Annotated in this window: 8 protein-coding genes and 1 pseudogene; all 9 read left to right on the top strand. The window is 42.1% G+C overall.

Annotation, left to right across the window (positions count from 1 at the left end; genetic code table 11):
* A pseudogene (locus BLR11_RS10870) lies at nucleotides 1-202 on the top strand (transposase); the annotation flags it as partial.
* A 177-nt stretch (nucleotides 203-379) separates the two neighbouring features.
* Complete coding sequence (locus BLR11_RS10865) at nucleotides 380-1,216, top strand: FAD binding domain-containing protein (RefSeq protein WP_091651924.1); 837 nt, start codon at nucleotides 380-382, stop codon at nucleotides 1,214-1,216.
* Nucleotides 1,217-1,245: 29 nt separating this feature from the next.
* Nucleotides 1,246-2,016 (top strand): selenium cofactor biosynthesis protein YqeC, encoded by a 771-nt coding sequence (gene yqeC / locus BLR11_RS10860; RefSeq protein ID WP_091651922.1) that lies wholly within the window; start codon nucleotides 1,246-1,248, stop codon nucleotides 2,014-2,016.
* Between the two features lie 26 nt (nucleotides 2,017-2,042).
* The gene (locus BLR11_RS10855) at nucleotides 2,043-2,936 is read left to right on the top strand and encodes a polysaccharide deacetylase family protein (protein WP_091651920.1); all 894 of its coding nucleotides are present in this window, start codon (nucleotides 2,043-2,045) and stop codon (nucleotides 2,934-2,936) included.
* Between the two features lie 376 nt (nucleotides 2,937-3,312).
* On the top strand, nucleotides 3,313-4,329 hold the full coding sequence (aroF, locus tag BLR11_RS10850; RefSeq protein ID WP_091651917.1) for a 3-deoxy-7-phosphoheptulonate synthase: 1,017 nt from the start codon (nucleotides 3,313-3,315) through the stop codon (nucleotides 4,327-4,329).
* A gap of 32 nt (nucleotides 4,330-4,361) precedes the next feature.
* On the top strand, nucleotides 4,362-5,246 hold the full coding sequence (locus BLR11_RS10845; protein WP_245675144.1) for a prephenate dehydrogenase: 885 nt from the start codon (nucleotides 4,362-4,364) through the stop codon (nucleotides 5,244-5,246).
* Complete coding sequence (aroB, locus tag BLR11_RS10840; protein WP_091651914.1) at nucleotides 5,227-6,303, top strand: 3-dehydroquinate synthase; 1,077 nt, start codon at nucleotides 5,227-5,229, stop codon at nucleotides 6,301-6,303. Before BLR11_RS10845 ends, aroB begins: the two co-directional genes overlap by 20 nt.
* Nucleotides 6,300-7,583, top strand: a complete 1,284-nt coding sequence (aroA, locus tag BLR11_RS10835; RefSeq protein ID WP_091651912.1) for a 3-phosphoshikimate 1-carboxyvinyltransferase — start codon at nucleotides 6,300-6,302, stop codon at nucleotides 7,581-7,583. Before aroB ends, aroA begins: the two co-directional genes overlap by 4 nt.
* Nucleotides 7,584-7,589: 6 nt before the next feature.
* A complete protein-coding gene (gene aroC / locus BLR11_RS10830) occupies nucleotides 7,590-8,681 on the top strand; it encodes a chorismate synthase (protein ID WP_091651909.1) in 1,092 nt (363 codons plus the stop codon).
* The last annotated feature ends 3 nt before the right edge of the window (nucleotides 8,682-8,684 follow it).

The raw sequence follows: 8,684 nt of genomic DNA, 5'->3' as shown, positions 1-8,684 counted from the left end.
ACCTGCCTTAGGACGGCCCAAGAAAGATGCTGTTAGAGACAAACGATTAGAATACAAAGACAATTGCGATCGCGTGGAAGTAGAACGAGCTTTCAGTTTAGCGAAACGTCGGTTTGGCCTTAGCCAAATCAGAACATATCTGAAAGAAACGACACAGAGTGTGATAGCGCTGTCTATTTTGGCACTGAACCTGAGAAAACTCCAGGCTATTCAGTGTACGCCAATTTTATTTTACCTACAGTTACTACTGTGGAAAGTAAAACGGGCCTTAAAATGGCTGCCGTGTCAAAAAGTGGTTTTTGCGCAGTAGACATTAATGTAGCAATTCATTGATTTTTGAGAAATTTTACAGTGAAACAGAGAAAGGAAATGAACTATTTTGTTTTCCAGTGATTATACAGTAGCTCCCCGAACACTAGAAGAAGTTTACAGTGCATACAAAAGCGTGGCTTCTTCGGTGCTTGTCGCAGGGGGCAAAGGCTTGAGCCATCATACAGATCATTATGATTTGGCGATTGATTTGTCTAATCTTGGTTTGAACTATATACATGACAGAGGGGATGAAATTCTGATCGGCGCAATGACAACGCTGGATGCAATTGGTGCGTATCCATTTTTCCGAAGTTTTGGAGGCGGCGTTGTTTCAAGATATATATATACGCTAACTGATGATGCATTACGAAAAAATGCTACCATTGGCGGTGTTCTCGCATGCAAGATGCCGTTTTCTGTATTGATACCTATCTTGCTTTGCTTAACTGTGGATGTTGAACTCCATGATAAAGGACGCATGAGCTTGCATGATTATTTATGCTGTCCGCCTATGGGTGAACTGATCACATGTGTATCCATTGCAAAGGAACGAATATGTACCACCTATGCTGCCATGCGTATTTTACCGACGGATGAACCGTATTTGACAGGAGCGGTAGCGTTAAGAGAGGACTCATGGCGGATTGTGGTCGGAGGTCGTCCTGCCATTGCGGCTGTTGCTGAAAATGCAAGTGAATTATTAACAGAAAAAGGGATGGCTATTCGGGAAAATGTTGCGCGAGTTGCCAGTGAGGAACTTGATTTTGCGAATTATGGGACATGTTCTGAACAGGAACGCCGCAAAATTACAGTGAATATGGTTCGTGATCTTATTAATTCGACATGGAAAGGCTTTAGCCGGCAGCGAAATGCGATCAATAAAGACTATTCGGGAAAAACCTAATAAAATCCTAATGAACGGAGGCAGAAAAAATGATAGAAGATAAACGCTGGCGTCGTTTGCTGGTTCCTGGAATTACGGCGATTGTTGGGGCCGGAGGGAAAACGACAGTATTAGAACGATTGGGTATGTACGGACATAAAGGGAATTTGCCAATATTAATAAGCAGTACGGTGCCGGTAGAAAGCGCACAAGTAGATAATGTAGAGCCTTTTGATGTCATTTGTACAGATAATGTTGAAAAAGGAGAAAAATTTTGTTCTTCACGGATTGGAGAGGGCCGTATTCCTGCTTGGTTTTTTGGAATTGATGGCGCAGATCGTTATATAGGACTTCCTTTGTCTATTGTATCGGAATTGAAGCAGCATCATCCCGAATGGTACATTCTGCTCGAAGCAGATGAAACCCGGAATAAATGGGTCAAAGCTCCGAAAGCGGGTCAAACTGCAATTCCACAGAATTGTGATGTACTTATAGGTGTATTGAATTTGCAGATGCTGGGACATGCGTTAAAGGCCGAACGAGTAGAAGGACTGGAAACAGCGTCTGCTATTATGGGTCGTCCGGAGGGCGCCATTGTAACTCCGGCTCTTTTAGCTAAGCTTGTTAAGCATCCACAAGGGATGTTTCGCGGAGCAGATTGCCGGCGCATATTATTTTGCACAGGCTATAATGCGGTGCAGCATCGTATGACGGAAGCCCTGCTTGATGAGTTGACCGATATTGGTTTGACTGCGATTGTGTTGGCAGATGGATATAAAGACACTTGTGCTATACGACAGTATATTAATTATAGTGAATAACTTACAGGCAAAGAAGGACAGTATTCATGAAGTTTAAGATTTTGTTTGGCGTGGGCGTAAGTTTGCTGATAATTGCCGCTGGTACATACATGCATACAAATGAAGGATTTGATTTTACTGGTTCTACAGGCGGTCTTAACCACCTTTTTTTCATGTTGCCGGGATCTAAAACGGCATATATTGGTAAGGATTTTTCCTTGCCCGATGCAGATATTGATGTTCCTGTCTATGATAAATATACACTCAAGCAGCGGAGAGAAAAGGGATTGCCGCTTACCTATGGTAAAACAAGAACGTATTTTTATGGTGATCATGTTGCTTATTTAACCTTTGATGATGGGCCTAATAAGGCTAATACAGAGAAAATTCTTGATATTTTGAAAAAAGAAAAAATTCATGCAACATTTTTTCTTATGGGTAAAAATATTGAAAAGAATCCTGATATAGTAAAACAGATTTATGATGACGGAAATGCGATAGGACTTCATTCATACAGTCATGATTATAAAAAATTATATCGTTCTCCCAAGGCCTATACTGATGAATTAGAAAAAACGGAAGAACTGATTTACAATATTATTGGTGTCCGCCCGATTATTTCACGGGCTCCGGGTGGAACATCCGGGCATTTTACCAAAGCGTATTGGACGGCGGTTAATGACTTAGGATACATTGAAGTTGGCTGGAATGCACTTACAGGAGACGCAGATGGAACGGGACGTACGTCAGGCCAGGAAGTGACCAATCTTCAAAAACAACTGATCATACGGCCGTATTTGAATAGCCACTTGGTCATTCTTATGCATGATGCCGTGGGACATGAAGCAACGGTACAGGCTTTACCGCAGATTATAAAGCTGCTTAAGAATCAAGGATATACATTTCGGGTTGTAACGACGGCAATTCCGCCGGCTTGGTAGAAAAAACAAACAAGTAAAACGTTTAATAAGTGAAAATACTAAAATAATGTATTTTTTTCCTTGACAAATTAAGTTGAGAAGGATAGAATAAGCACAATAAATTTTTGAAAAGTTGCAGAGGGAGAATATCTAAAATGAAGTTACGATCTATGTTACAAACTGCAATTGCATATGGTTTTTGGTACGACTTTAGCCGGGTATACTTTTATTACGCCGGTTATTTTTGCTATGCCAAATCATATATGCAGTCGACAAACATGGGAGCACTTCACCGTATACCTTCAATAGCAACGCATTAGTATACGAATACGCACTGACAGGAGCAGGCTCATGAGAGCCTGCTTTTTTTGTTGGAGAATGGGGAGGAAAATTTATTATGATTATTGTGCTGAAACAAGGGACACCACAGAAAGAAATCGAGAAAATTAAACGATCTATTCAAATGAAAGGACTGCAGATTGATGAAAGCAGAGGGGCAAAAAAAACAGTTATGGGACTTGTAGGGGATACATCAGTCATTGATGGGGAACAACTTAAAGCGAATGAGTATGTCGAAAACGTCATGAGGGTATCGGAACCTTACAAAAGAGCCAGCCGATCGTTTCACCCGCAGGATACTGTTGTAGATATTGGAGATATCAAAATCGGGGGCAAAAAAATTGCGGTTATTGCCGGTCCGTGTTCTGTCGAATCACAGGAACAGATAGATGGTATCGCCAAAGCGGTAAAACTTTCTGGAGCGTCTATGCTGCGGGGGGGAGCATTTAAACCTCGAACATCTCCCTATTCGTTTCAAGGATTACGGGATAGTGGATTGGAAATGCTTCATCATGCCAGTCAAAAAGCCCGAATCCCTGTTGTGACAGAGATTATGTCAGCAGATAAACTAGAAGCATTTTTAGATGATGATATTGATGCTATACAAATTGGCTCCCGAAATATGCAGAACTTTGAATTATTGAAAGCGGTCGGAAAGGTGAATAAGCCTGTTTTATTAAAACGTGGGTTATGTGCCACTATCGAAGAATGGCTTATGTCGGCAGAATATATCATGGCAGGCGGAAATCGCAATGTAATCCTTTGTGAACGCGGCATTCGCACATTTGAAGAGTATACGAGAAATACACTTGATCTAAGTGCTATTCCTGCAATTAAACGACAAAGTCATTTGCCTATTCTGGTGGATCCCAGTCATGCCACCGGCAAGCGCTGGATGGTTGAACCAATGGCAAAAGCGGCGATTGCTGCTGGTGCGGATGGTATCATGGTAGAAGTTCATAACGATCCGGATCATGCTTTATGTGACGGAGCCCAATCTATTACTCCGCAGATGTTTGACCATCTGATGAATTCATTGCGACAGATAGCACCTGTTGTAGGACGGGAACTATAGATTATAGTAAACAGTTGATTGAGGTGAACAGCGTGGATAATTCGGAAAGCGACTTTACGGACTTTACGATAGGAATTATAGGATTGGGACTGATGGGAGGGTCCTATGCCAAAGCATTGAAAAATGCAGGGGTACAGCATATTATTGGCATTGATAAGAATCTGCAGACCGTAGAACAAGCGCTTGCAGAAAACCTTATTGAAACAGGCGATATTTGTGGAGATGACGCTTTGAAAAACGCGGACTTGCTGATTTTTTGCTTGCCTGCAAGTGATATGATAGCATTTATCCATCAATATCAAACGAATTTTAAATCCGATGCCATTTTGACAGATATAGCGGGCATTAAAGGCGATACAATACATATCATACAGCAGCTGCTTTGCCATGAGATGGACTTTATTCCCGGACATCCTATGGCAGGGAGGGAAGGATCCGGATTATCACAGTCCGATGCTTCTATTTTCCGAGGAGCTAATTACATTTTGATACCGCAGAAAAAAAATAAAATAGAGAATATTCGGCTTATTGGCAGAATAGCCAAAGAGATAGGCTGTGGGCATGTTATCCAAGTGACGGCAGAAGAGCATGATCGTATGATTGCTTATACAAGCAGTCTTCCGCATGTAGTGGCGACGGCGCTTGTTAATAGTAATTCTATGGATGTCAGAACAAAGTATTTTGTTGCCGGAAGCTTTCGGGATGGAACTCGTGTGGCTGATATTAATGCACGTTTGTGGACACAGTTGTTTATGGAAAATAAAAAGAATCTGCTTGAAGAAATCAATCGGTTTAAAAACTCCTTAGAAGATTTTACAGAACTTTTAGTGAATAGTGACAAAGACAAAATGATGGAGTATCTTGAAAAAGCCGCTGTTCGCAGAAGGGAACTTACTCGTGGAAAACATACATGTTAATTTAGGAAAAGATTCATATAGCATTTATGTGCAGAATGGATTGCTCGATATATTGGGACCTGCTGTTCGAAGGATAAGCAATACAGATAAAATAGCTGTTATCAGCGATGATACGGTGGATCGTTTGTATGGAAACAGATTGCAAACTACTTTAAATAATAGCGGAATAAGCAGCAAGCGCATTGTGTTTTCTGCAGGGGAGCAGAGTAAAAATATAGAAACGCTAGCCCAAATTTATGCAGCTCTTTCTGATTTTTCCATTACCCGGAGTGATGCGATCATTACCTTTGGCGGGGGCGTTCCCGGAGATTTGGGAGGTTTTGCAGCAGCAACTTATTTGCGAGGAATTCCTTTCATTCAAATTCCTACAACGGTTTTGGCGCAAGTGGATAGCAGTGTAGGGGGGAAAGTTGCAATTGACCTTCCTTCGGGGAAAAATCTGGCCGGTTGTTTTTATCAGCCTAAAGCTGTATTTATCGATCCTGAATTAGTACGGACGCTGCCTGAACGTATAACACATGACGGATTAGCCGAAGTCATTAAATATGGATGTATCTGCAATGAAAAACTTTTTACATTATTTGAACAGGTTTCCGGAGATGACGAAATAAACCTATGTTGGCAGGAAATAATCAAAACTTGCTGTGAAATTAAAGCGAGAATTGTAGAGCATGATGAACACGATACAGGGGAACGGATGCTTTTGAATTTTGGGCATACGATAGGACATGCCGTTGAAAAATATTATGGGTATGGAACCTATACCCATGGAGAAGCAGTAGCTATAGGAATGATGCTTTTGACTGCACAAACGGAGGCATTGGGACTTACTGAAAGAGGAACCGCAGAGAGAATCCGAAACGTACTTCAAAAGTTTCATTTACCGGTTATGATGGAGGCATCGGAAAAAGAGTTATTGAAATATATTGGCCATGACAAAAAGAAACGCGGCGATGATATAACTTTTATTATTTTAGAACGTATTGGCAAAGGAAAACGGTTCCCAGTTCTTGGCCCGGATATTTCCACATATATTTCGAAAGGAGATTTAGCATGAATCTCGTATTAACTCCTAAAAAATTAACAGGTACCATTACCGTTCCTTCTTCCAAAAGCCAAGGGCACCGTGAATTGATTTGTGCGGCATTAGCTCAAGGTGAAAGTATTGTAGAAAATATTACGGCTTCCGAAGATATTGCCGCAACTTGCCGAATTTTACGCCAAATGGGTGCTGCTATTCAAGAAATTCCTGATGGAAAATCGAATCGCATGAAATATTATGTGCACGGAGGGCTGCACAAACAAGAAACACCGTTGACTGTGCATTGCGGTGAATCGGGATCGACACTGCGTTTTCTTATACCGGTAGGACTTATCAGTGGGAATACCGTTACCTACATTGGCAGCGGACGTCTGGCAGAACGACCGTTGCAGCCATACTATGATGTATTTGATAAGTGTGATGTTCACTATGAAAGACAGGAAAAAGGACTTCCTCTGCAAGTTTTCGGTGGATTAACACCGGGGCGGTATGCACTACCAGGAAATATAAGTTCTCAATTTTTTACTGGACTGCTTTTAGCACTGCCGCTTATCCAGGGAGATTCTCTTTTATGCAGTACGACAACACTTGAATCGGCGAGTTATGTAGATATGACGCTGGCATGTCTCAAAAAACATGGCATTGCAACTGAGAAAAAAGAAAACGGGATATATTTTATTCCGGGACAACAACACTTTCAAGCAGGCAATTATATGACGGAAGGTGATTATTCTCAAGCTGCCTTTTGGCTGGCGGCAGGAATTATCGGGAAAAAGATATGCTGTCAGGGGTTGCAGTCGGAAACGTGTCAGGGAGATAAAGCTATTATTTCTATTATTCGTCGTATGGGGGGGAGCATTCATACGGAAGATTCTATCATAACAACCGCATCAAAGTTGCAGGGAATGGTCATAGATGCAGCAGATTGTCCGGATTTGGTTCCCATATTGACCGTACTTGCTTCAGTAAGCCGCGGCATTACACATATTATTCATGCCGGCCGTGTGCGGCTGAAAGAATGTGATCGTCTTCATGCGATGGCGGTAGAACTGAACAAATTAGGAGCCGATGTGCGCGAAGAACCAGAAGGACTGCTTATACGCGGTGTAGATCATCTGCGCGGGGGGCGTGTCAATGCTTGGGGTGATCATCGGATCGCTATGTCGCTGGCAATTGCGGCACAATGTTGTAACGATAAGGTTATTGTTGAAGGGGCGGAATGTGTTCGCAAGTCATATCCTGGGTTTTGGAGCGATTATGCTGAACTCGGCGGAATTATTGAAAAGGAAGGATAAAAGGGCATGGCAAATATATTTGGAAAGTATCTGACTATATCACTATTTGGAGAATCTCATGGTCAATCGGTGGGGGCGGTTCTGGATGGTATTCCGGCAGGGGAAACCATTGATTGGGAATTAGTACGTGAAGCAATGGCCCGCAGGGCGCCCGGAAAAAATCTCTTATCTACAGCGAGAAAAGAAACCGATGATTTTGAAATTCAAAGCGGTTATTTTAAAGAACATACGACAGGCACACCACTGTGTTTTCGTATTTGTAATGTCGATCAGCATTCTCGAGATTATGATAGTCTTCGTCATATTATGCGTCCCGGTCATGCTGATTTTACCGGTCGTGTTCGTTACGATGGATTTAATGATTATCGAGGCGGCGGACATTTTTCGGGACGGCTGACGGCTCCGCTTGTTTTCGCCGGCGCTATTGCAGCACAATTACTGGAACGCCGCGGTATTACAATAGGCGTTCATATACAGCAAATTGGAAATATTAAAGACCGGCAGTTCTGTCCTATGGGAGAAGATGCGGCATTGCTTAAGTCACTTAGAAAAAAAAGATTACCGTTGCTGGAAGAAGATAAAGCGGCGCCTATAGAAAATCTCATTACTCAGACGAAAGGAGAGCTTGATTCTGTAGGTGGGATTATAGAAGGTATGGTTGTTGGATTACCTGCGGGATTAGGGGACCCTTTCTTTGATTCCGTCGAAAGTATGTTGAGTCATATGTTTTTCTCCATACCTGCGGTTAAGGGAATTGAATTTGGAGATGGATTTTTATTATCGGGAATGCATGGTTCAGAGGCAAATGATGCAATGCAGTATAAAGAAGGTAAGGTAATTACAATGTCTAATCATAATGGAGGAATTCTTGGTGGTATTACCAATGGGATGCCTCTTGTTTTTCGGCTGGTTATTAAACCCACTCCCTCTATTGGCCGAAAACAAGAAACGATTGATTTAGACACACAAGAAAATTGTTCTATTGAAATAAAAGGACGCCATGATCCGTGTATCGTGCAGCGGGCAGTTCCTGTCATTGAAGCAGTAACGGCGTGGACACTTCTCGATATGTGGATGATGGCGAATTCTAGGGGGTGATGC

The organism is Megasphaera paucivorans (genome assembly GCF_900103535.1).
In the GTDB taxonomy this organism is placed as follows: Bacteria; Bacillota; Negativicutes; order Veillonellales; family Megasphaeraceae; genus Megasphaera_A; species Megasphaera_A paucivorans.
The sequence above is the reverse complement of the archived record's forward strand: the minus strand, read 5'-3'. Positions and strand labels throughout refer to the sequence as shown.

Bases quoted from the DNA above. Each gene is read 5' to 3' on its own strand.
- yqeC (WP_091651922.1), top strand. From the start codon at position 1,246: ATGATAGAAGATAAACGCTGGCGTCGTTTGCTGGTTCCTGGAATTACG.
- BLR11_RS10855 (WP_091651920.1), top strand. From the start codon at position 2,043: ATGAAGTTTAAGATTTTGTTTGGCGTGGGCGTAAGTTTGCTGATAATT.
- aroF (WP_091651917.1), top strand. From the start codon at position 3,313: ATGATTATTGTGCTGAAACAAGGGACACCACAGAAAGAAATCGAGAAA.
- aroA (WP_091651912.1), top strand. From the start codon at position 6,300: ATGAATCTCGTATTAACTCCTAAAAAATTAACAGGTACCATTACCGTT.
- aroC (WP_091651909.1), top strand. From the start codon at position 7,590: ATGGCAAATATATTTGGAAAGTATCTGACTATATCACTATTTGGAGAA.